This is a genomic window from Streptomyces sp. CNB091, from assembly GCF_000377965.1.
Genome location: NZ_KB898998.1, coordinates 273,354 through 295,746, shown reverse-complemented (window position 1 = coordinate 295,746; position 22,393 = coordinate 273,354). Strand labels below are relative to the sequence as shown.

Annotated in this window: 11 protein-coding genes and 1 pseudogene; 1 reads left to right on the top strand and 11 read right to left on the bottom strand. The window is 66.3% G+C overall.

Annotation, left to right across the window (positions count from 1 at the left end):
- Positions 1 to 2: 2 nt before the first annotated feature.
- From D581_RS0118025 to D581_RS1000000139135, 10 genes are all read right to left on the bottom strand, one after another.
- Positions 3 to 776 carry a hypothetical protein gene (locus D581_RS0118025; RefSeq protein ID WP_158688613.1) on the bottom strand — a complete coding sequence of 258 codons (774 nt, stop codon included), beginning with the start codon at positions 774 to 776 and terminating at the stop codon, positions 3 to 5.
- A 42-nt stretch (positions 777 to 818) separates the two neighbouring features.
- A complete protein-coding gene (locus tag D581_RS0118020) occupies positions 819 to 2,681 on the bottom strand; it encodes a CocE/NonD family hydrolase (RefSeq protein ID WP_158688612.1) in 1,863 nt (620 codons plus the stop codon).
- Between the two features lie 53 nt (positions 2,682 to 2,734).
- Positions 2,735 to 6,256 carry a non-ribosomal peptide synthetase gene (locus D581_RS0118015; protein WP_018958610.1) on the bottom strand — a complete coding sequence of 1,174 codons (3,522 nt, stop codon included), beginning with the start codon at positions 6,254 to 6,256 and terminating at the stop codon, positions 2,735 to 2,737.
- Between the two features lie 118 nt (positions 6,257 to 6,374).
- Positions 6,375 to 7,130 carry a thioesterase II family protein gene (locus tag D581_RS01000000137400; RefSeq protein ID WP_018958609.1) on the bottom strand — a complete coding sequence of 252 codons (756 nt, stop codon included), beginning with the start codon at positions 7,128 to 7,130 and terminating at the stop codon, positions 6,375 to 6,377.
- Positions 7,127 to 7,339: an MbtH family protein gene (locus D581_RS0118005; protein WP_018958608.1), complete on the bottom strand. Its 213-nt coding sequence runs from the start codon at positions 7,337 to 7,339 to the stop codon at positions 7,127 to 7,129. The genes D581_RS01000000137400 and D581_RS0118005 overlap by 4 nt, the downstream gene beginning before the upstream one ends.
- 95 nt (positions 7,340 to 7,434) lie before the next feature.
- Complete coding sequence (locus tag D581_RS1000000139005; RefSeq protein WP_158688611.1) at positions 7,435 to 14,199, bottom strand: type I polyketide synthase; 6,765 nt, start codon at positions 14,197 to 14,199, stop codon at positions 7,435 to 7,437.
- A gap of 356 nt (positions 14,200 to 14,555) precedes the next feature.
- The gene (locus D581_RS0117995) at positions 14,556 to 17,642 is read right to left on the bottom strand and encodes a non-ribosomal peptide synthetase (protein ID WP_158688610.1); all 3,087 of its coding nucleotides are present in this window, start codon (positions 17,640 to 17,642) and stop codon (positions 14,556 to 14,558) included.
- 79 nt (positions 17,643 to 17,721) lie between these two features.
- The gene (locus D581_RS1000000141315) at positions 17,722 to 18,354 is read right to left on the bottom strand and encodes a helix-turn-helix domain-containing protein (RefSeq protein WP_018958605.1); all 633 of its coding nucleotides are present in this window, start codon (positions 18,352 to 18,354) and stop codon (positions 17,722 to 17,724) included.
- 217 nt (positions 18,355 to 18,571) lie between these two features.
- The gene (locus tag D581_RS0117985; protein WP_018958604.1) at positions 18,572 to 19,231 is read right to left on the bottom strand and encodes a 4'-phosphopantetheinyl transferase superfamily protein; all 660 of its coding nucleotides are present in this window, start codon (positions 19,229 to 19,231) and stop codon (positions 18,572 to 18,574) included.
- The gene (locus D581_RS1000000139135; RefSeq protein ID WP_026290633.1) at positions 19,228 to 20,076 is read right to left on the bottom strand and encodes a metallophosphoesterase family protein; all 849 of its coding nucleotides are present in this window, start codon (positions 20,074 to 20,076) and stop codon (positions 19,228 to 19,230) included. The genes D581_RS0117985 and D581_RS1000000139135 overlap by 4 nt, the downstream gene beginning before the upstream one ends.
- A 788-nt stretch (positions 20,077 to 20,864) precedes the next feature.
- On the opposite strand from D581_RS1000000139135, the pseudogene D581_RS1000000142145 reads away from it, so the two are divergent.
- Positions 20,865 to 21,053, top strand: a pseudogene (locus tag D581_RS1000000142145) (hypothetical protein); the annotation flags it as partial.
- A 679-nt stretch (positions 21,054 to 21,732) separates the two neighbouring features.
- On the opposite strand, the gene D581_RS0117975 reads toward D581_RS1000000142145, so the two are convergent.
- Positions 21,733 to 22,323 carry a lytic polysaccharide monooxygenase gene (locus tag D581_RS0117975; RefSeq protein WP_018958601.1) on the bottom strand — a complete coding sequence of 197 codons (591 nt, stop codon included), beginning with the start codon at positions 22,321 to 22,323 and terminating at the stop codon, positions 21,733 to 21,735.
- Positions 22,324 to 22,393: the final 70 nt, after the last annotated feature.

Genomic DNA, 22,393 nt, shown 5'->3' with positions numbered 1-22,393 from the left:
CGTTACCGCCTCTGCGTGGAACGGATCGGGCTGGCGGATGGGCGCCGGAGCCCGTCCGGCCGGGTCCTGCCGTCGAGCAAGCCGGCGATCACCGCCGTGGCCTCCGCGAAGCCGAACAACTCCACGTCGCCGACGGGGAACCGGTGCACCCGGGCACGGCCGGTGTACTCCCAGCCTGCGTCTTCGCTGAGGAGCACATGGTCAGGTTCGTCCCGCAGGACGCCACCGTGGGCGCCTGCCGCCAGGGTGTAGCTCAGCCAGGCGCGCTGGTGCTCGGTGAGCGAGTCGGTGATGTCGGGCGGTAGGTCCGGAGCGCAGCGTTCGACGACCGAGCGCAGGAAGTCACTGACCAGGGCCAGGGCTTCGGCCGGATCGTGGTCAAGAATGTCCGGCACGTCCCCGGGCAGAAGATCCTCGTCCATTCCCGTGGCCAGCTCGACCAGCAGTTCCTGGGCGTCCCCTGCCGCGGGGGCGGCCGGGTCGATCACGACCAGGGTGGTGTCCGCCCCGACCCTCGACACCAACTCGGATGCGACCGCTGCTCCGGAGCAGTAGCCCAGCACCACGACGGGCCCTGTCATTACACCGAGTCGCCGTGCCCAGTACTCGGCCTGTTCCTCAACGGTCGGCACGCTCTGGCGGATGTCCGGATGGGTAAGCAGGTCAATGCGGTGGTAGCCGTCCCGCCAGGGCGGTGGGAGCAGCGTGGCAAAGGAGCGGGGTGGGGTCTCCTTGCCGAACTCGACCCCGACGACCCGGTACTGAAGTGCAGGCAACGCACTACCTTTCTGGTACTTCGACACACCAGCGACGATCGGTCAGCGCCTCGGCACGACGGGCAGAACCACCCGGGACGCGTGGCGCGCACCACGGTGGACGGTGATGACGGGGGCGGGGATGTCCTCCTCCACGTGCGCGTTGTCGCTGTCACAGCACGTGATGCTGATCCTCAGCCGCCGACCCGCCGAGAAGGCGTAGGACGTCGGGTGGAGATCCACGACCAGTTCGACGGGTTCACCCGGCGGCAGCGGCGTGATCGCGTCCCCTGTCCCCGGGTAGTAGGGCAGCCCCATCCTGTCGAAGGGTGCGGGAGCGCCGCCGCGGCACGAAGCCCGCAGGACACCCTCGGACACGTAGTGGGACGCCCCCTGCTCGTCGACCTCGCTGAGGTAGACGAAGAAGGCACCGTCCGGATGGGTCGACGTCACCCAGAGGTGTACGAGGGGGTGACCTGTCACCTCGAGGTCCTCGGAAAGGACCGCCGACGTGTAGGTCAGGGCCTTGCGGTCGTTCACCGTGAGCTCGTAGTGAAACCCGCCCGCGTACCCGTCCGACCACCGGGACGTCCGGCCTGACGTCGTGGAGTAGTCGACCGTATACGAATCCTGTCCACCGCCGGTCGCCCCCGCTCCGTCGGCCGACGCCTCGGGCAACCTCAGCACTCCGTCGTTGACGGACCGGATGGTGCCACTGGATCCGTCGCCGAAGGACAGCGCCTTGGGGCACGCCGCTGCCGGCGGCCACGTGTCCGCCGATTTCCATCCGGTTGCCGCCCCCGCGCCCATGGTGAAGTACCGCACTGGCGGCTCGGCCATGACCCCGTTGTCGATGCCCTTCAGCCAGTGGTCGTACCAGCGCAGGTGCTCGCGGGCCAAGTCCTCGTTCGTCCAGTTGTTGTGGCTCCACGGGCCGATGACCAGGCGCTGCGGGTTGGCCAGATTACGAAACCACAGTGTGGTGTCGCGGACCCAGATGTCATGCCAGCCGCCCAGGTGGCACACCGGGATATCCGAAGCGCTCACCGCGTTGCGGGCGGCTGCCGGATTGATGTCCTGATAGGGAGCGAGGCCGGTTGCCAGATCGACGCTGTCGCGGAATTCCAACGCCGCGGCCTGGCCGAAGACGTCCGCGTTGTCCTGGTGTCCCGCCAGGTAGCCCGCCGTACCCACCGGGCCGTCGCCGGTGCCGGCGGCTCCTGACTGGGTATCCAGCCTACGCACCAGATCGCTCCAGTTGCGGGCGAAGTCGTCACGGAACACACCGCCCGGGCGGAGGAACTCGTACAGGTCGAACATCGCCATCTGCGGCAGGATCGCCGCGAGGTGAGGCGGTGCCGTAGCCGCCGCCAGCAGCTGGTTGATCCCCGAGTAGGAGAGGCCGAACATCCCGACACGACCGCTTGACCAGGGCTGGACCGCGAGCCATTCGGTCACCTCGAAAGCGTCCTGCGCCTCTTCGTGGCTGAACTCGATCCGTCGGCTCCCCTCCGAGGCGCCGCTGCCGCGCGAGTCGACAACGACGACCACATACTCGTTCCGTAGCATCTCCTTCAACCACGGCTGGGAGTCGAGTTTGGTAAGCAGGCCGCCGTCCACCGTCTCGGCACGCCGGTAGCGTTCGTGGCACCAGAGCACCGGCAGGGCTTCCTCGATGACGGCGCCGCGCCGCCTGGGCCGGAACACATCAGCAGCCAGTCTGGTTCCGTCACGCGTCGTGATCCGTACCGTCGAACGCTCCGCGACGTCAACGTCCGCCAGGAAGGCAACGATCTCGCCCTTGCGAGCTCCCAGTTCGGCACGGAGAGTGTCCGTCATCACGCCGGCAGGTGCGTCGAAGCGCAGCTTTCCCTCCTCCGCCCACAGGACGATGTTCAGCGAGCGCACCTCCAACAGGAGATCCACCACGCCACGGGCCGCCGGCCCGTGTTCCTCTGCAACGTGCTGTGCGGTTCCCGTCACAGCTCGCCCACCTCGCGCTCACCGCTGCTGTCGACGTCGGATACCTGGGATTGCAGCGCCCAGCGCAAGGACTCGAGGTAGATAGCAAGGCCGGCGATCGTCGGACTGTCGACGACGGCACGCACCGGGATATCGAGCCCGAGGTCCTTGCGGAGAGAGCTGACGACGGAGAGCAGGGAGAACGAATCGCCCCCGATCTCGAAGAAGTTGGCCTCGACGCTGAGAACGTCCTGTTTCAGGACCTCCGTCCAGGCCGCGGCGACTAGGTGCTCCATCGCGGTGGACGGTGGCACGGCCGCCGGCTCCGTCGGCGCAGCCGCCGAAGTGGGACGTGGAAGCCGGGAGCGGTCGACCTTGCCAGTCGCCGCGGAAGGGATCGACGCCATCACGACGAAGACAGAGGGCTGCATCACGATGGGCAGCTTCGGAGCCAGGTAGGAACGTACCGATGCTTCGTCGGCGCTTGCTCCGGGGGCAGGCTCCACATAGGCGACGAGCCGCTGATCGGGCTCCAGCACGACGACCGCGTTCGCCACGTCGGGATGGCCGCGCAGCACTGACTCGATCTCCTCCAGCTCGACACGCACACCTCGGATCTTCACCTGGCTGTCGATCCGGCCGAGAAACTGCATCTCGCCGTTCGGCAGCCACCTCACCAGGTCGCCGGTGCGGTACAGGCGGTACCCCGGGTTCGAAGGGTCGGCGGTGAAGCGCTCTGCGGTCAGGCCAGGCAGATTGCGGTATCCCCGCGCCACTCCGTCACCGCCGATCCACAGCTCTCCCGGTACGCCGATCGGCTGAGGGTTCCCCCAGCGGTCCACCACGGAGCAGGTGGCATTGGCGGTCAGCTCGCCCAGGGGCATGGAAGTGCGCTCCCGAGGCTCGTCGTCCATCCGGCCGGACACCGCGACGCCGGCCGTCTCCGTCGGTCCGTACTCGTTCCAGATCTCGCAGTCCGAGGACACCACCTTGCGGGTTCGCGCGACCAGCTCGGCGTCCAGGTTCTCGCCACCCATGGAGAGGTGCCGTAGGGACGGCATGGATATGCCGGTGTCCGCGATACCGCGCATCTGGGTAGGTGTCAGGTAGAGCATGTTGATCGTGCGGTCGTTGATGAACCGGGCTGTGGCCGCCGGATCCGCGCGGATCTCGCTAGGCAGCATCACTAGGGCCGCACCACTGGTCAGAGCGTGGAACATCTGCTCGACGGACCAGTCGAAGTGGTAAAAGAGGTTGTGCACCACCCGGATGCCCGGGCCGATCGGCCGGACATCCTGCGCCCACTGGATCCACGGTGTGATCGCCCGGTGCGGCAGGCCAACACCCTTGGGCCGGCCAGTGGTTCCGGATGTGTACATGAGGTAGGCGAGCTGTGAGGAATCGACCTCGGCGGAAGGCCGTCGGCGGGGCTCCCATGCAGCCACGTCCTGTCCGGGTGCCTTCGCGTCGACGGTCACCAGCGTCACGCCGACGGCAACCGTGGCTGGCAGCTGTTCCCGCAATGCGGGGGTGGTGAGCACCACCGTCATCCCGCTGTCGGCCACGACGAATGCCATGCGGTCGGCCGGCGCGATGGGATCAAGCGGCACGTAACCGGCACCCGCCTTGATGATGCCGAGGATGCCGACCATCAGCTCCAGGGAGGGCTCCGCACACAGTCCGACCAGGTCGTCGGTGCCGATGCCCCGCTGCGAGAGATCGGCCGCCAGCCGCTCGGCGAGGGCGTCGAGCTCGGCATAGGTGAGCGTGTCCGCGCCGCTCTCCAGCGCAGCGGCATCCGGTGTCCTGAGCACCTGCTCCTCAAAGAGCTGATGCAGGAATAGGTCCGTCGCATAGGGGCCGTGGGTCGACGCCGACCACTTCTCGATCTGGCGCCGCTCCTCCTCCGGGACGACAGTGAGCTGCGAAACCCGCTTCTCGGGAGCGTCTACGGCGTCGGCGATCAGGACGCCCAGGTGGTCCAGGAGTCGCCAGGCCGTGTCCTCGACGAAGAGGTCGGTGTCGTACTCGAGAGACACACGATAAGTGGACTCAGCCTCCGTCACCGCAAACACCAGGTCGAACTTGACCGCTTCGAGGCCGAGCTGCACGTCGCTGATCGTGATGCCCGCCAGGTCCGGCGGCGCGATCTCGTGATGGAAGGCCAACATGACCCGGAACAGCCCCTGGCGGGAAGCGTGGTTCGTCGTGACGGCGTTGACGACGCGTTCGTACGGCACGTCCTGATGGGCGTAGGCAGCCAGCGCGGTCTCGCGCACCCGGCTGAGGACCTCGGTCAGGCTTGGGTCACCGGAAAGGTCGCTGCGGATCGCGAGTGTGTTGAGGAAACAACCGAGCATGCCGTCCAGCTCGGGCAGTTCACGGTTGGCACTAGGTGTGCCGATCACGATGTCGCTCTGACCGCTGTACCTGTGCATCAGGACGTTGAGCAACGCGAGCATCGTCATGAAGGGCGTGCAGTCATGCTCCTTGGACAGCTCCTTGAGCCGCCGAGAGACCGCCCGGGGCAACTCGGCCGTCACGGAGGCCCCTTGCCCGGAGGTACGGTCGCTGTACGGCATGTCGGTTGGCAGGTCGAGTACCGGCAGGGGCGCCCTCAACTGGTCCTTCCAGTAGGCCAGCTGCTCATCCACCTCAGCATCACCGATGGTGCGGCGCTGCCATGCAGCGTAGTCCGCGTATTGGACGGACGGCTGCCGCGCGTCGGCGGACGTGGCGCCCTTCTGTGAGTAGAGCCTGAGCAGCTCGGATACGACGAGCTCGAAGGAGCGGACGTCCGTGATGATGTGGTGCAGGTTGATGAGAAGGACGTGCCAGTCCTCCTCCAGCTGGTAAAGCTCGACCCGGAGCAGTGGACCGTGCTCGATGTCGAAGGGGCGACGGGCGGACGAGGTCAGCCGGTCCGCCAGAGTCTCCTCTCGCAGGTCCGCCGGCTCAGAGCGCAGATCGACGATATGCAAGGCCAGGTCCGAGTGCGGTGCCACGACCTGTTGGGGAACTCCGTCCAGGGCACGGATGGTGGTACGGAAGACCTCGTGCCGCTCCACCAGCAACCGTACGGCGCCCTTTAGGGCCTCGACATCGAGCGGGCCCTCCATCTCGATGGCCGAGGGGCTGCTGTACCGGGAGCTTGGCCCCTTGATGTGCTCTTCCACCCACATGCGCTGCTGCACGAATGACGTCGGGGCGTGGAAAACCCCGTCAGCCCGCTGTGCCAGAGGTTCAATGGTCGGCACGGCGGCGGAGGTCGTCGTCCCCAGAGCCTGGATGGCTCCGGCGAGTTCACTCACCGTCTGGTTCTCGAAGAGCACAGTGAGGGGGATCTGGATGCCCAGTTCCTCGCGAAGTCTGCCGATCACACGGGCGCCCTGGAGCGAATTCCCTCCCAGCGCGAAGAAGTTGGCGTCCGGCCCGGGAGTGCCGGCCCGCAGGACAGCGGCCCACGTCGCCGAAACGACATCAATCAGAGAGGCGAGCGCCTGGCCGTCGTTCGGTTCGGCTCCGGTCTGCAGAGTCATGTCGTTCCACCAAGTTCCATCAGTCAGAAGGTGCGGAAAGCCGCATTGCGGGACCTTGCCGAGGCAATGCGTGAAGAGGGTTCGGCCGCGTGCGGAGGTGCCCGCACCCCCGCCGACGTCAGTCGATGCGCGAGACCAGCGCTTGGTGGAGCCCTGCGGACACTGCGGCGACGACGGTCTCGCGCGCCGAGTTCAGGAAGAAGTGACCGCCCGGAAACATACGCAGGTCGGACTGGCTGCTCGTCAGTTCCCCCCAGCGCGCCAGGACCGAGGGGTCCGCATTGTCCTCGGTACCGCCGAATGCGGTGATCGGACAGTCGAGCAGCGGGCCGTCTGTGAACGTATGGGTCTCGATGACGGAGAGATCCGCACGGATCACGGGAAGGAGAAGGCGCATGAGTTCCCGGTCCGCCAGCACGGCCTCGGGGGTGGCCTGCCAGCTGCGGAGCACCTCGGTGAGCTCCGCGTCGGACCGCTGGTGCAGCGGCGAGTTCACCACTTCCACCGCGTGGGGAGGCACCCGGCCCGAAACGAAGAGATGGTCCGGCGATCCGGCCTCCAGTCGCTGCAAGGTGCGCGTCAGCTCCAGTGCGACGACGGATCCCATACTGTGCCCGAAGAAGGCGAACGGACGGTCGAGTTGCGGGATGATCGCCGGCACCAGCGCGTTGAGAACATCGCTCATGCTCTGGAACGGAGGTGTACCGATCCGGTCCTCGCGCCCGGGCAGCTGAATCGCCCACGGCTCGACCTCGCCAGGGAGCCCGGCGCTCCACCCTCGGAACACCGAGATGCCACCGCCGGCGTACGGGAAGCAGAACAGCCTCAGGCTCGCGTGAGGACGGCTGACGAGCGGCCTGACCAGCAAAGTCACAGGGACAACCCGTCGGCCATCTGGCGGCGCAGGGTCAAGGGACGCAGGTCAGCCCACGTCTCCTCGACATAAGCGAGGCACTCACCCTTCGTACCGCGCCTGCCGACTTCGCGCCAGCCCGCGGGCAGTTCCAGGCCCGTCCGCCAGATCGAGTACTGCTCCTCGGCATTCACCAGCACGGTGAACTCGCTGCCGTCCTGCTCGTCCATCTGTTTCTTCCTTCTGGAACGACCGGCTCTCACCGGGTACCGAACTCATGGACCATGAAGGCGTTTTGCCCCTCGCCCCCTGGCGTGGACACGCCTCAGGGGCGCGGCCGCGAGGACCTCAGAGCGCCCAGCCTGCGGCCTCCCCCGGACGACGTCCGCATCGCCTTCCGCGCTTGGCGCAGCGGTTCACCGAGGAGTTCCAGACGCACCTGCGGGTCGTCCACGGCCTGGCTCAGGACCGCGAGGAAGCTCACCTGGATGTCGACGATTTCACTCTTCGACAGCCGGACGGAGTTGTAGTTGAAGCGCAGGCTGAGAGCGTCGCCACTCGGCTTCCCGTACAGACAGACATCGAGCTGCGACGTCTGGTAAGCGGGAGGCAGGAAGTCTGTGAACTGGAACGCGCTTGAGAACACCGGGTTCTGCCCCGGACGCACCGGAATAGCGAGGCGTTCGAAGAGGCGGGTGAAGGGGTACCGGCTGTTCGCGTACGCACCCACGCTCTTGCGCTGGGCGCGCCGGACCACGTCACCGAACGAGTCGGACCCGGTCAGTGAGATGCGCACGGACAGCGGGTTCAGGAACGCGCCGACCATACCCTCCATCTCCTTGGTGTCCCTGCCCGAGAACGGAACGCACATCACGATGTCCTCATCGGACCCGATGTCGTGCAGCGCGACCACGAAAGCGCTGAGAAGTACCACGTGGAGCGTGGCATCGAGCCGCCTGGCCAGCTGTGCCAGAGCCGTCGCCATGTCCGCACCGATGCCGAAATCCAGTGTTTCGTTCGCCACGTCCACCGAGCGCGCGTCGTGATCGCCGATCCTCAGCCGGGGCAGCGGCGTCTGGAGTTCGTCAAGCCAGTAGGACTCCATCGCCGCGCTCTCCGGCCCCGACAGCCACTTCTGGCGGTCGCGGACGAAGCTGCTGAACGTCAACGGCAACGGTTCCAGTTCGGGCGACTGCCCCTCCACTCGGGCGCGGTAGGCCACCAGCAGGTCACGGAGCAGATTCCCCATGCTGGTGCCGTCCGCCACGATGTGGTGCACGTTCAGGTAGGCGCAGTAGTGGTCCTCCGCCAGTCGGTAGAGCTTCGCCCGCACGGGCGGTACCGAGAGGTCATCGAAGGGCACGGCGTTGTCGGCCTGGATGAGACGCTCGTTCTCCCCCTCCGGATCGCTTGAGCCTGTCAGGTCCACCAAGGGCACGTCGAGGTCGAATCGGGCCAGCACGCGCTGACGCGGTCCCTGCTCAGTGTCCTGGAGGGCCAGGCGAAGGGCGTCGTGACGCTCGACCAGGAACCCGACGGCTTCGCGGAAGGCCGCAACATCGATCGCCTCGTGAACGTGATGCCACACCGGCAGGTTCAGCTCGGCCCGGCCCTCGCCGAGCTGGTGCTGAAGCCACATTCCCTGCTGGCCGTTCCACAGTTCGAACCATGTCCCGTCAGAGGCCTCCGGTCCACTCCGGTTCCCGGCCGTCGAACTCTCCGGTAGTTCGCCCACGGCAGGCGCTTTCTCCTCCGGAGCCAGATGCCCGGCGAGATCGGCGATGGTCGGGTGGGCAAACAGGTCGGCGATCGTCAGTTTGACACCAAGCGCCTTCTGCAGGCTGTTGGCCAGTCTCAGAGCGAGCAGCGAGTCCCCGCCCAGGTCGAAGAGGCTGGCGAAGACGTTGATGTCGGGGATGCCGAACTCGGCCGCCCACAGGCTTCCGAGAGTGTGTTCGGACTCGGTGTACTCGCCGTCCGTGCGCCCCGTGAGCCGTACGGATGCCGTGCTCGGCGTCCGGGGCACGGCCTGGCCGGCGGGCGAGGAGGAGCGGGCAGATACCGCCCGCTGGATCGATGCGCCGAGAAGCAAGGGCGCCGTCGCCATCCGGGACCGAAGCACGGCGGGATTGAGGGAACTCAGCATGTCGTAGTTGATCTCACCGACGATCACCTGCGTGGATGTTCCGCGTAGGACCGCGTCATAGGTGGCGATGCCGTCCTCGATACCGATGGACCGGAAGAACCCCTGGTCCTGCCGGACACCATGGTCCGCCGCCATGCCCGTGCCGATCCAGTCGGTCCAGTTCACCGTGGACGTGCGCAGGCCGGCCTTGCTCCGCCACCAGGCGAAACCGTCGAGGTACTGGTTGGCCGCGGTGTAGTCGCTCTGTCCGGCAGAACCGAACAGCGCCGTGGTGGAGCTGAACAGCAACATCGTGGGTCGATCGGCAAGAGTCGCCTCGTGCAGCGCCACCGCCCCGTCCACCTTGGGAGCAAGAGTGGCGCGGAAGGTCTCGGCCGTCTTGCGCATGAGGAATCCGTCGCCGGCGGTTCCCGCGGCATGGATCGCATGGGTGATTGCGCCGAGATCAGACCTCACGATTGAGACGACCCGGTCCATGTCCCGCGAGTCCGTGACATCGCCCTGGAGGCACAGGACGTGCGTGCCTCTCGCTTCCATCTCCTGGATCAGCGCGATTCGGCCGGCGCTCTTGCCTCCCTCACGCAACACGTCGTCCCAATCGGCTCGCGCAGGGAGCGCGCTTCTGCCGACCAGCGCGATCCCGGCCTTGGGCTGCCGCCGACTGATCGATCGGGCCACCTCCAGGCCGATACCGCCCAGACCCCCGGTGATCAGGTGCACTTCGCCGGGAGGCGTGTCCTGCATGGAGGAAGCCCCGGCCAGCTCCACCGCCACCAGTTCCGCGGCGTACCGGTCCGCTCCCCTGAGAGCTACCTGCCCGATGGGGTCAGCGCAGAGGATCTCCTCGACCCATGCCGCGGGTGCCACGTCGTCGGCCACGTCCAGGCACCGGCAGCTGATCTCCTGGTGTTCCTGGCCGATGACCTTGGCGAGTCCGAACAGCGCCGAGTGCGCAGGCACGAGGTGGGTCTCATCCCCGGTGACATGGTGCACGTGCCCTGCGACGACGGTAATCCGATGGGCACCGGCGCCCGCCGACGCCAGGGCCCGGGCAAGTTCGAGGAGCCCCATGACGCCGTCGTCGAGGAGCCTGTCCTGATCATGCACGCCATCGCCGACGGCTGCCCCATGGCCAGCCACGTAGACGATCTCCGACGGCAAAAAGTCCGGCCGCGACACCCAGAGCGTGTCCACGGGTGCCGTCTCGACGGTGACACCCGCCGCACGCAGCCCCTTGGCCGTCGCCTCGAGCAGGGCCGATCCGGCACCGACGACCAGAGCCGTGCGGACGTCGCGTCGTCCCTCCTGCTCGCGGTTCGCACGCACCCAGTTCAGCGTGTGGTGTGCGGCCGCGCCCCGGGCGCTGTCGATGGTTCGTCGCGGGCTGTTGACCCGCTTCGCCGTGAAGCCCTTGATCTCCAGGACGACGGCACCCTCGGTGTCACAGACCAGTACGTCGACCTTGCGAATCTCGCCGCTCTGTTGGAAGCGGGCGTCCGGTTCAATCAGGCTGACGCACGACGCGGGCATCGGACCGTGCACCACCAGACGGTCGTAGGTCAGAGGCAGGTAGAAGTCTCCGTTCGCCTCCTGCTGCACGTCCTCCCCGTCGAACATGGCCCACCGGTGGAATCCGGTGGCAAGATCCAGGAGTGCGGGATGCAGCACATAGTCGGCGGTCTCCTCCTGGAAACGGGCGGGCAAGGCCATCGATCCCAGGGCGCACTGGACGCCTACGTCCACACTGCGCAGGCTCTCCTGCCAACGGCTGCCGAACTCCATCACTTGGTGTCCGGCCTGGAGCGAGCCGCCGTCCATACTGGCGAGCCCACAGCGGGCGGCAAGCTCTGCAGGGTCAGTCCCCGCGCACGGCGTCTGCGGGGCCGCGGACAATCGGCCCCGTACGTGAAGAGTCCACTGCCGACCGATGGCCGCGTCCGGGTCGTGGCTGAGGACCCGGAACTGGGCCCCCTCCTCGTCCCCCCGTACGATCGTGTGTGCCATTCGGGGCCGGTCCGCCGTCACCAAGAGCGGGACCTGGAACTCAACTTCGCTGACCACGGTCACTGGCGCGCCGAAGAGTACGGATCCTGCCGCCCGGGCCATCTCCAGATAGGTCGTCCCCGGCACGATCGCCTCCGACAGCATCCGGTGCTCGCTGAGAACCCAGTGCCGTTCGAGGTCGAAGTCGGTGCGGAACACGACCTCATCGACCGTGTGGACGAGCAGCTCGTCCAACAGGGCGTGGGGTGCGGGACCGGCCGGGGAGGCGGGTACCGCGGGCGTGGGATCGAGCCAGTACCGTCGACGCTCGAACGGGTAGGTGGGCAGGGCCACCCGTCGTGGGTTCTCGTCGCGGTGGTACGCCGACCAGTCCGGTGCGACTCCGGACTGCCACAGCAGTCCGAGGGCCCGCTGAACGGCCGCCAGCTGGCCACGGCTGTCGCCGGCGTGGGGTAGGGACCCCACCACCACGCGGGCTTCGCCTTCGGCGAGCTGCCGTGTGACGAGGCTCCGCAGCGTCTGGCCCGGCCCGACCTCGAGGAACACCAAGCCGTCGTCCGCGCGCAGGGTCTCGATCCCCCTGGCGAACTCGACGGTGGAAAGTATGTGCGTTCCCCAGTAGAAGGGGTCGGTCGCTTCTTCGGCGGAGATCCAGTCGCCGGTGACGTTGGAGATGAACGGCAAGCGCGGGGCGGACAGGGGGACCTTCGAGACCGCCTGCACGAACTCCTCGACCATGGGGGCCATCAGCGGTGTGTGGAAAGCGTGCGAGGTCGCTACGCACCTGGAGCCGATGCCCTCGTCCGCCAGGGCGGCGGCAAAGTCCGCTACCGCGTGGGCCTCACCCGCGACCACACAGTCGACCGGTCCGTTGTGTGCCGCCAGGGTCAGCCCTTCGGGCAGCTGGGCCACGACGGTACTGCGCTCGGCCGACACGCTCAGCATGGTGCCAGGGGCCTGCTTCTGCATCAGCCTTCCTCGCAGGGCGACCAGTCGGAGCGCGTCGCCGAGTTCGAAGACCCCTGCCAGACAAGCTGCGACGTACTCCCCGAGGCTGTGACCGGCCATGACCGCCGGGGCCACCCCCCAGGACGCCCACAGCATGGCCAGCGCGTACTCGACGGTGAACAGAACAGGTTGGGCAAACTCGGTCCTGCTCAGGAGCGCGGCGGCGTCTGTGTCATCCGGCGGATACAGCAGCAGGTCCCGCACATCCAGACCAAGAACTTCCCGCAGCTCGGCCGCGCAGTGGTCCACTGCGAGCCGGAACTCCGGTTCCTGTGCGTAAAGTTCACTCGCCATCCCGGGATGCTGGGAACCCTGACCAGTGAACAGCATCGCCACCTTCATAGAGGTGCGATGCGCCACCCCGCTAGCCAGTGCGGTGGGGTCACGGTCTTCCAGGGCCCGGGCCGCCTCCCCCGGCGAAGAAGCGACGACGGTCCGACGGTGCCGGAACTCCTCGCGCCCCTCTGCCAGGGTGAACGCAACGTCGACAAGCGCCTCCGGCTCCTGGCGGAGGTGCACTGCCAACCGGTCGGTCGCCCGTTCCAGCGCCTCGGGTGTACGAGCCGAGAGCACAAGGACCTGAGAGGGACGCGCGGACTCCGAGGGTCGGCGCTGCGGGGCCTCCTCCAGGACGACGTGCGCGTTGGTGCCGCCGAATCCGAATGCGCTCACACCTGCCCTTCGCGGTCCGTCGTGCGATTCCCAGTAGGTCAGGTCCTGCTGAACGCGGAACGGCGTCCGGTCGAAGTCGATCTGCGGGTTGGCCTCATGGAAATGCAGGGTCGGGGGCAGCATGCCGTGCCGCAGCGACAGCGTCGTCTTCAGGAGGCCCGCCATGCCGGAAGCCGCGTCGAGGTGCCCGATGTTGGACTTGACGGAGCCGATCGCGCAGTAGTCCGTGCGATCAGTACTCTGGGAGAACGCCCTGGTCAGTGCGTCAACCTCGATGGAGTCACCGATCTGCGTGCCGCTGCCATGCGCCTCCACGTAGCTGATGGTGTCGGCTTCGACGCCTGCGACATCCAATGCTTCCAGAACGACGGAGGACTGGCCTGCCACTGCGGGGGCCGAAAAACTTGCCTTCGTGGACCCGTCGTTGTTGACCGCCGTGCCCTTGATCACGGCGTGAACGGTGTCGTTGTCGGCGAGCGCGTCAGCGAGCCGCTTCAGGAGGACCACGCCTACGCCGTTGTTGAAGACCGTCCCTGCGCTGTCAGCGTCGAAGGGCCGACAGTGCCCGTCCGGCGACATGATGCCGCTCTTCTGGAACCGGTACCCCTTCTGCGGGCTCACCTTGAAGGCCACTCCTCCCGCGAGTGCCATGCCCGATTCGTGGTTGAGCAGGCTCTGGCATGCGAGATGGACCGCGACTAGCGAGCTGGAACAGGCCGTGTGCACGGGGATACTCGGCCCCTGGAGGCCGAGCTTGTAAGAGACGCGGGTAGTCAGGAAGCCCAGCTCGTTGCCCAGGCCTACATGGGAGTCGCCGATCGCGGCGCCGTCGTTGAGGTTGGCGAAGACGTGGGAGAGGTAGGCGCTGGTTCCGGCCCCACCGAACACGCCGACAGCGGTGCCTAGGCGGCTCGGGCTGTACCCCGCGTTCTCCAGGGCCTCCCAGGCCGTTTCGAGGAAGACCCGGTGCTGCGGGTCCATGATCGTGGCCTCCCGTGGCGTATATCCGAAGAACTCCGCATCGAAGAGGTCGATTCCCTCCGTTCGGGCGCCGGCCTTCACGTAGTCGGGCTGGGAGAACTCCTCCATGGGGACGCCTGCGGAGATCAGCTCGTCGTCGTCGAAAAAGCTGATGGATTCCACGCCATTGCGTAGGTTCTGCCAGAATTGGCCCAGATCAGGGGCTCCCGGGAAACGTCCCGCGATGCCGACGATGGCTACATCGCAGCCGAATTCCTGCATCGCGCTGGCATCTTCCACTGGGTTACCCAATCTGTCGCGCTACCGCACTGATTCGCCGCACCGGCACCTCACCGAGGAGGAAGCAGCGGCAACTCGCACCCAGCGGGCAGCCGCACAGCGCGTGCGGTTGAGTACGGAGAAGGCCAGCTGAATCAGAAATGAGAAAAAAGGGGCCACGCACGGACGGGAGATCAACTCACCGTGGACTTGCGTCGTGCCCGGGCCGGATCGCATAGTTCGACCACTGTGAGGTACATATTCTTAGTCGATCTCCACCGTGTCAAGAGGGATCCTCGTACGGTCTCCGCTGGCCAGGGATCTGCCGCAGACCAGAAGGAAGAGTCCGGCAGGCTACTTGCCAGGACGCCGAGCCTTCAGATCGCCGTAAGGTCTTCCAGGACCGCCAGGAAGCGAGCACCCAACTCCCTGACGAAGGAGGCAGGCACCTGGTGAGGGCGGTAACTGATGGCCAGCTGCGGTCCATTGGCTTCGTGCGGGCGCACCTCGGCGACGAGTTTGGTTGGCAGACCGAAGGGTGCCGGACGGAAGAACTCGGTTCGCGTCCCGGAAAGCTCCAGCTGCGCCGGGGCGTTCTGCAGCGTGAACATGGTCTGGAACAGCGACACGCGTGGGCCACAGGCCGAATTTGTCGACCAGACGACTTCACTGAAGGGGCCGCCCTGCGCCGCGAGAGCTTGGCGCAAATTGTCTGCGACACGTGTCAGATCGTTCTTCCCTGGCACATCCCCGGAGAATCGCATCCGAACGCCCAGCACGTCGACGAGACACGCCACCGCCCGGTCCACCCTCTCGTCCCCACGCAGGTCGAACAGGGTGCCGACGGTGATGTCATCGTCTCCCGAAACCTCCGCCAGGGCTCTGCCATAGGCCGTCAGGAGTACGGCAAAGGGAGTGACGCCCGCCTCAACCGCACGTCCTTCCAAACGTTGCAGCGCGTACTCTGACAATGAAAAGACCTGGCATTCCGGTCCGTTGACCGACTGAGGGGGCGGGGGCTCCGGAATCGTCAGGCTGGATGCTCCGGCGAACTCACCGAGCCAATGGATACGTTGTTGCTCCAGAGTTCCGCATTCGGCACGGGCCCGCTGAGCCGCGGCCATCACCTGTAGTGTCGGAGCCGGCGCTCCTTGCGGGTGGCGGCCGTGCCTCAGCGCGTTGTAAGCGTCCGCGAGCTCCACTGCCAGAATGGACTCGGACCGGCTGTCGAGGGCTACACGGTGAGCGACGACGCCTATGAGATGTGACGCGCCGGAGCCGACCGTCACCATGACCGCACGCCAGATCTCGCCCTCCTTTAGCCGGAAGGGCTGGGCGAGGGCCTGGAGAAGGAGTGCGTGGGCCTCCTCGGAAGCCGACGCCCACAGCATGGCGGTCCGGGGCGGGGGCACGTCGAGCGGAACGGCGGCCGGTACTAGCTCCGCGTCAAAACGGTACGAAGAGCGCAGGGATTCGTGCCTGCGATGGACATACTCGACGGCACCGACCAGAGCCTCCGGATCCACATCGCCCTCTACGCGCCATCCCATCATGCAGTGATGCGCGAGGTCGTCCGGAGCCAAGCCGTACTGCATCAGCATGTCGCCCTGGTGCGCGTTGAGCGGTACGGGGCCAACGTCCGGCCGGACAGCCGGAACGGGAAGATCGTGACCCGACCGTTCAAGCCATTGCGCGAGCCCCGCGGGGGTGGGCGTCCTGTAGACCTGGGAAAGCGGCAGCGGCTGCCGACGGTCCCCCTGAACGGCGCGCACTCGGTTCTGCAGATTTATGGCCAGCAGGGAATGCCCGCCCAGCTCGAAGAAATCATCCTGCGGGCCCACCTCTTCATGTTCGAGGAGCTCGGCGAAGAGCCGGCAGAGCGCTTCCTCCGTTGCAGACCGCGGGGCTTCCACCCATCGAGCAGCGGGTGCGGAGATCTCCGGCAGGGCGGCCCGGTCCAGCTTGCCGTTGCCTGTGAGAGGCATGGCCTCCAGCAGTCCGATCGCAGAAGGGATCATGTAGTGCGGCAGCACTTCGGCAAGGTGCTGCCGCATCTCCGCGATGTCCGGCTGGGGGCCCGCTTCCGGAACGACGTGGGCCACCAGTGTGGCTGCCCCGGTGCGGGACTCACGTATGGTGGCCGCCGCGTGGCGCACCGCCGGATGACCGGCCAGCGCTGCCTCGACTTCGCCCAGCTCGATCCGGAAGCCCCGGATCTTCACCTGGCTGTCGGCGCGGCCCAGGTAAACCAGCAGCCCGTCAGGGCGCCGACGGGCGAGATCGCCTGAACGGTAGCCCCGGACCGTCCGGCCCGCAGCGTCGTTGAGGGTGATGAAGCGCGTCGCCGTCAGATCGGGCCGTCCGAGGTAGCCCAGGGCCACTCCGGGGCCCACGACCACGATCTCACCGGTCTCCCCGGGCTCGACGCAGCGGAGGTACTCGTCGACAAGGATGAGGTCGGCGTCGGGCAACGGCCGACCGATGACGCTGTCGCCGTCGTCCAGGTCCGAGCGCCTTACCTCGTGGTAGGAAGTGTGCACCGTCGTTTCGGTGATTCCGTACATGTTGACAAGAACGGGCCGGTCGACACCGTACTTGGCCGTCCAGGGCTTCAGATCCGAGTAGCGCAGTGCCTCTCCGCCGAAGACGACGAGCCGCAGCGGGAGGCGTTCCTGGTACCGGCTGTCCTCGTTCGCCAGTTGCTGAAATGCGGAGGGTGTCTGGTTCAGCACTGTCACCCGCTCCTGCCTGAGCAGCCGGTGGAAGGATGCGGGATCCGTGGCGACATCAGCGGGCACGAAGACCGCGCATCCTCCGTGTAGCAGAGCGCCCCACATCTCCCAGACCGAGAAGTCGAACGCGAACGAGTGGAAGACCGTCCAAACATCCTCGGAGGTGAACCGGAATACGGGGGCAGCTTCTGAGAACAATCGGAGCACGTTGCGGTGGGTGACCTCAACGCCCTTCGGCCTTCCGGTCGTTCCCGAAGTAAAGATCACGTATGCCCGAGATTCGGGCGATATCCGCTCTGGAGGGAATGCGGCGAACTGCCGGTCGGCCAAGGGGGCGTCGACCAGGCAGCGATCGATGCCTGGTGGTACTCGGTTCGCCAGGCTCCCGGACGTCAAGACCGCTACCGGCTCGGCGTCTTCGAGGATGATGCCATTCCGTGCCACTGGGGCCGCAGGATCCAACGGGAGGTAGAACGAGCCCGCTTTCAACACGGCGAGTGCCGCCACCGCCATCTCGACCGATCGATCGAGCAGAATGCCGACAGGGCGCTCCGAGATTTGCGTGAGGTGCGACAGCTCCATCGAAAGACGCGCAGACCGTCGGTCCAGCTCGGCGTAAGTCAGGCTCTGCGTACCACACTTGACCGCGACGCGATCCGGGTAAGCGCCCGCAGTGCTCTGAAACGCTTCGACGAGTGAGGCCGGAGCATTCCATTCTTCTGATTCTCTCATGTCTCGCTCGCTCATCCGAAGGGTGACCCCAACCATGGGCCCGGGCCGGCAATGTGGGTGCATCACTGCAATCGTTCTGTCAGCCGACGGATGCGAGGACGTCCGCCTTGGCGTAATAGACGCGACGCCCATTCGTCCGGCGCCGCCAGCCGTTCTCCGAGGCGAGTCGATAGACATTGCTCATCGAGATGCGGCACAGTTCTGCCACGTCCTTGGCAGCAAGCCATGGCAGCCCGGTCTGGTGCTGGTGGCTCACCCGGCGGTCCAGCTCTCGCCACTCGTACGCGGACCAGGCGTGCCCCGGGTCGTTGTCGCACCGAACCTCACTGGGCAGCTGGCCGTCTGACTGGATCGCCGCGATCAGCGATCCCTCACAGTCGAGTTCGATGCAGGCTCCGACACGGAAGCGCCGTATCCGCTTTGGGCTGACGGCACGTTGTGCCATCGTGGCGGTTTCGGCCATCTCGCTGATGGCGTCACCCGCTGCCGGGTGGTGGCACAGCCAGCGTGCATGCTGGTGCAGGAACTCCGCCATCACTTCCACGGACTGCCCTACAGGGGCACATCCGTGTTCCGCGTTCACCAGGTCGCACCATGCCCGAAGTCGCACCCGCAGGGTGTCGCGGGCTTCGACGGCTACCGTGTTCAGCTTGATTCCGAACGAGCGCGTACCGGAGACTCTCTGCCCGTCCCGGGGGACGGTGGCGAGCATGCTCTCGCATTCCCTGTAAAGATCCGGAATCGATCTCAGATCCCGCTGGAATTGTTCAAAGCATGTCGCGCAGACTGTCATGCCGCCAGGCCCCCCATCAGCTACTCGGACGCGACTGTAGCGGCACTCCCCGTTCCGGCAATCATCCATAAAGAATTACCTCGCTGTATATTTCTAGCAGTAATCAGAGAAAATGGCTCGGTATGGCTCGGTCACCTTAAACAGGGACGGCGATCGCCGTCACGAGAATTCCTTGCTGGGCGGTCCAGCGCCCCCGCAAAACGCTCAGCCTGACGCCATGCACCACGGGGCCGGAGCTCATCAAATGTGCAGTGAAAGTCTCGGATTCCGGCCCCAAGACCACTGCGGCATCTTCGAAACCCAGCCAACGGCGGGCGAGCGGGTACCAAGCCTTGTACACGCACTCTTTGGCACTGAACAGCAGCCTGTCCCACGCGATGTCCGGATGGCGTGCGTCCAGCTCAACCAACATTGCGAGTTCCCCCGGCCCCGCGATCAGTTCCCGGATACCTTCCGGGCAAGGCTCGTTGGGTTCGGCGTCGACTCCGACCATGGCAATATCCTCGGCTCTGGCCAGGGCCGCCACACGGTATCCCTCACAGTGGGCCATGCTCCCCACGAGGCCAGCGGGCCACAACGGCTCGCCTTGCGCCCCGTGCAGAATGGGCGCTGGCGGAAAGCCCAGCCTGCTCATGGCTTCCCGGGCGCACGCACGCACCGTAGAGAACTCCTCGCGGCGGGAGAGCAGAGCACGCTCAATGAGTGCGGCCTCCTGGGCGAACACAGGAGGCGTGGCGTCGGGCTCGCCGAAGGACTGAACCGCAGCCACCGCGGCGGGCATCAACTCTGCTATCACGCCACGGCACCAACAGTGGGCCGACCCGAGAGGACGGTCACGGGCTGCCCGGGCTGCGCAGCCCGCGTTCTCCATTCACGCGGGTACCCCAGGGAAACCTCGTAGTGCGGTATCCCGTCTATGCGCATGAATCTGGGTATGTGGAGGTGGCCGTAGACCACGGAGGCGGCGCGGAACCTCCGCGGCCAGTCCTCCGTGGCCGAGGTGCCGCACCACAGCTCGAACTGCGGATGGCGCAGTATGCGCGTTGGCTCGCGAACCAGCGGGAAATGATTGATGAGCACGGTCGGCAGATCTTCCGGAAGCAGAGAAAGGCGCGCTTCGGACACGGCGAGCCGCGCACTGCACCATGCCTCACGGCTGGGGTACGGATCAGGATGGAGCATGAATTCGTCTGTGCAGACCACGCCCGATTCCTGTGCCAGTGCGAGCGCCTGCGCCTTATCATGAATTCCAGGCGGCCGGAAGGAATAGTCATACAGGACGAAGAGCGGAGCTATCGCAACCGGGCCTTCCCGCGTCTCCCAGGTGGCGAATGGATCCTCTGGGGTGAGAACCCCCATCCCCCGGCACATCTCTACGAGAGATTGGTATCGGGCCTCACCGCGCAATGCGAGTGGATCGTCCGGACGGGTCCAGAGTTCGTGGTTCCCCGGGACCCAAACCACTTGCGCAAAATTGCTACTCAATACATCGAGACCCCATCTGACATCGTCACTGCGGTCGCCGATATCACCGGCCACCACGAGCCAGTCGTCGTCCGTCCCAGGTCGAAGCTTTCTGACTATTTCCCGGTTCTCTTCGTGCTGCACATGCAGATCACTGATGGCTAAAAGATCGCCCATTTTTTGTACACACCTAAGAGTCTCAGACCGCAGGATCAGCCGGGCGAGTGGCGCTGTACGGGTCGGCACGACCGCCTCACCCAATAGGCGACTCCGGCGGCCCCGCCACCGGGATGCGCCACTCCAACGAGCTTCACTGAGCTCGCACCTCAGCACAGACGCTCACCGCGCCTAGACCTCACAGAGACGTATGAACATCTCGGCAGATAGCTGGGCGATGGAGATCGGGACGACGCTTGCCCGATCCCGAGAGCCGCCTGCCCGTTTCGGTACTTTGAGGCCGATTAGAAGCGCTTCCGCCGCATTCCTCGATATAAATCCATACAGCTGTACTCATACAGAAACCCCCGTGCAAAAGTCGATGCGAGTTGCGAAGCGTGTGTTCGGCGACTCCCCAGCAAGCTATCTTTAAGCAGGCCTGGAGTGGCTCACAATGGATCTCATCGTGAGATAGATCACCGGTGACGTGCGGCCGCCCCGCAGGGCGGTTGCAAGTTCCGGGGCCATGCGGTTGGTCGGGGCGTGACCGGTTGTTGGGATGCGTAGCAGTAGCAGGGCAGGCATAGGTTTCTTGATCATTGTGGTCTCTAAGTGAACCGCCCCGGGTTCGGTAGAGACTCGATTCCGTGAAAGGGTTGACTCATGGCACGCCCTTCCTCCTATCCCTCTGAGCTGCGCAAACGAGCGGTCCGTATGGTCACCGAGGTCCGTGGTGACTACTGAGCTTGATTGGGTGATGTCGGGCCGTTCGCCTGACAGCGGCTGAGCCGGGTCGGTAGCTGTGTGGTGTGAGATACGCGCAGGGTGGCGGTATGACCGACGCCAAGAGGACGGCGAGGGAACGGATCCGGCTGGAGGCAATCGGCCGCTTCGAGGATGGCGCGAAGAACCGCCGCCTCCTGTGCACATTCCCCTCCTGGTGGCGACCCGCCCCTCGATCAGTCAACTCCAGGAGGAAGCCCGAGCGATCCTGGCGGTCGGCGCCCCGATGCCGCTCCCCCCGCCCGTCCGTCACCTGCAACGCAGGCTCTTGGAACGGATGAGGCAAGAGCCGGCCGAAACTGGAGCCCGCCTCCACCGTCTATACGTTCTGGAGATCGCTGGGCCCCACTCCCCGAATCAAGACTGGGCGCAGCGGGAATCCTTGGGGACGCATCCACCAGCACCTCCGGGGGATGAACCGCTATCAGTACGGCCTGGTCGACATGCACCTCACCGACCCGGTCCCCGCCGACGCAATAGAGCGAGCCGAGACGGAGGCGCTCCGCTTCATGGCCAAGTTCGGCATCCCTATTCACACAGGAAGATTTCACGAACGGCGACTTCGCCTCTGCGGTCACCTGCGCCGACATCGCCGCTACCCTCGCGCCCCTTGACTCCGACTGATGCAGCCGCGACGCCCGGCCGTCGACTTGGGCAAGGAGAGGGGCCGCGTTCATGCCCTATGACAGTCCTGAAGAGGAGATTCGCTCCCGGGGATTGGTACCCCTGGAACCGTCCAGCAAAGCCGCAGGTCACCATCGGAACCCAGAGCAGGTTCAAGTCCCGTTACTCACCCTGAGGGAAGGGCCCCGGCCTTCGGACCGGGGCCCTTCTTCATGTGGTGCGGGGCGACATGTGGTGCGGGGCGGTCTGCCGCCCGGTCGCCCGGCCGGCTCAGAAGGTGACGTCGGAGCAGGCGTAGAAGGCGTTGCCGGTGTCCGCGATGGTCCAGACGCCGAGGATCAGGTGCTTGCCCGACTTCTGCGGCAGGTTGCCCGCGTGCGTGACCGTCGACCCGGGCTGCCGGCCGCCGAACGGCACGGTGAGGAAGGGCTGCGGGTCCAGGTCGGCCCGGGTCAGGGGCTTCGTCGGGTCGTAGCCGTCCTTGGTGACGTAGTACCGGAAGTCGGTGGTGGCGTGCCGGGCGGTGATCCGCCAGCGGAACGTGTGGCTCGCCCCGGCGCTCACGTCGGAGGCGGGCCAGGCTCCGCCGCGCGGGTCGTCCAGTTCGGCGAACCGCTGGTTGCCCCCGGCGCAGATCAGACCGTCGCGGGGACCGCGCGCGGGGAAGCCCTTGAGGCCCTCGACGCTCGGCGGCTCCCACTGGATCTGCCCGCAGTCGCGGACGGTGCCGTTGCCGCAGAGCTGCTGCCGGCTGATGGGCGAGTCGGTGTACCCGTGGCTCTGCGCACTGCCGGAGGTGGCCAGTAGGGAGACCCCGGCGACGCCGAGGCCGAGGAGTAGGGAGGTGATCTTTCTGCGCATGTGGTGCTCCTGGGGTGAGGGGTGGAGCTTGCGGACAGATGGACCCGACGCGGCGGCTCACCGCGTCTTG

Excerpts from the sequence above, each read along its gene's own strand:
- D581_RS0118015 (WP_018958610.1), bottom strand. The coding sequence starts at position 6,256 with ATGACTCTGCAGACCGGAGCCGAACCGAACGACGGCCAGGCGCTCGCC.
- D581_RS0118005 (WP_018958608.1), bottom strand. The coding sequence starts at position 7,339 with ATGGACGAGCAGGACGGCAGCGAGTTCACCGTGCTGGTGAATGCCGAG.
- D581_RS0117995 (WP_158688610.1), bottom strand. The coding sequence starts at position 17,642 with ATGAGAGAATCAGAAGAATGGAATGCTCCGGCCTCACTCGTCGAAGCG.
- D581_RS1000000141315 (WP_018958605.1), bottom strand. The coding sequence starts at position 18,354 with ATGCTCGCCACCGTCCCCCGGGACGGGCAGAGAGTCTCCGGTACGCGC.
- D581_RS1000000139135 (WP_026290633.1), bottom strand. The coding sequence starts at position 20,076 with ATGGGCGATCTTTTAGCCATCAGTGATCTGCATGTGCAGCACGAAGAG.
- D581_RS0117975 (WP_018958601.1), bottom strand. The coding sequence starts at position 22,323 with ATGCGCAGAAAGATCACCTCCCTACTCCTCGGCCTCGGCGTCGCCGGG.